Origin of the sequence: Lactobacillus porci (assembly GCF_009695985.1) — a bacterium.
Taxonomy (GTDB): Bacteria; Bacillota; Bacilli; order Lactobacillales; family Lactobacillaceae; genus Lactobacillus; species Lactobacillus absianus.
The window spans coordinates 1-1,432 of record NZ_VUMX01000073.1 but is presented as its reverse complement, the minus strand read 5'-3'; the positions used below and the strand labels follow the sequence as shown (position 1 = coordinate 1,432).

General features: G+C 49.9%; 1 protein-coding gene and 1 pseudogene. Both read left to right on the top strand.

Annotated elements, in window-relative coordinates; translation table 11 throughout:
• A pseudogene (locus tag FYJ62_RS11120) lies at positions 1 to 78 on the top strand (IS200/IS605 family transposase); the annotation flags it as partial.
• A 22-nt stretch (positions 79 to 100) separates the two neighbouring features.
• Positions 101 to 1,279 carry an RNA-guided endonuclease InsQ/TnpB family protein gene (locus FYJ62_RS10490; protein WP_154549574.1) on the top strand — a complete coding sequence of 393 codons (1,179 nt, stop codon included), beginning with the start codon at positions 101 to 103 and terminating at the stop codon, positions 1,277 to 1,279.
• The last annotated feature ends 153 nt before the right edge of the window (positions 1,280 to 1,432 follow it).

Here is a 1,432-nt window from a genome sequence, read left to right as displayed (position 1 = left end):
GCAGGAAGCATTGGAGTGACAACCGAAGCTGTCGTCAAGAAATACATTGAGACGCAATGGAATAGACCGTTTCACTAAACGCTAGAAAGGAGGAAGCGACATGGCAATACGCAAGCGCAAGTCAGATCTGCCAGAATATGGAGTAAAAATCAGATTGTACCCGACTCTCGTACAACAAGCCAAACTTAGACAGTTCTTTGGCAATGACCGCTTCCTCTGGAATCAGCTTGTCAGCCTCTATCAGGAACGCTACAAGAACAACAAGAAATCAAAATTGTTAACGGAATTCGATCTGAACAATCTGCTTCCCGCCTTGAAGAACGAATATCCATTCCTCAAGGCAAGCGACAGCTCCAGCTTCCAAATCGTGACCAAGAACATCAGCGATGCCTGGGAGGCATTCTTTGCCGGAACGAGGCGCAAGCCCCGCTTCCACTCAAAGCACAGCGCCAAGCAGTCATATACTGGCAAGTCGTCCGGCATCCGGATCATGGGCAAAAGAAACATGTTCCTGCCGAAGCTGAGAAGAGTCAGATCATCGAAAACCGGCGTCATCGACGGCAAGATCAAGCGCTACACGATCAGCGTCGATGCTTGCGGGCGCTACTGGCTTTCTCTCATCGTGGAGAAAAAGACCGCCTTCCTGCCAAAGACTGGCAAGGCGGTTGGCATTGACGTGGGGCTGACGCACTTGGCCATCCTGTCAGACGGCAGAAAGTTTGACAAGTTCTCATCAGATTACTGCGAGAAACAAGCAGAAATCTGGCAGAGCAAGTCATCCAAGCGCCGTCATTTGGCTTTGGTTAAGTCGCAGCAGGACGCCAACAGGAAGGCTCTTGGTGCAAAAAGCCTGTCTGACTATCGCAACTGGCAGAAAGCCAATGTCGCCAAGAACCGCTATATGAGCCGCATCACAAATCAGCGCGATGACTATCTGCACAAGGTAACGAATCAACTGGTGAAGGAATACGACGTCATCGTCATTGAGGATTTAAAGATCAAGAACATGACGAAGAATCACCACCTTGCCCGCTCAATTCTGCGCCAAAGTTGGGGCAAATTTCGTGACATGCTGGAATACAAGTGCAAGAAGTACGGAAAGATCCTCATCAAGGTCAATCCAGCACACACCAGCCGAATCTGCTCAAAATGCGGCAAGGATACGGGCAAGAAGCCACTGTCAGTGCGGGAATGGGACTGCCCATTCTGCAAGGCGCATCATGACCGTGACGTCAATGCATCAATCAATATTTTGCTTAAAGGACTTGCCCAGCTCTGAGAGAGCTGGGCAAGAAAAAATCGTACCGTCAAGCAGCAGTCAATGCGGCTTGGCGGAATCGTCGGAGGGGGCACTTCCGTGATAAATAGACTGACCTCTGTTTTTGCACTGCTGTTCAGCTTGCTGGACAGAACCAGTAAAAAAGCAGGCTTG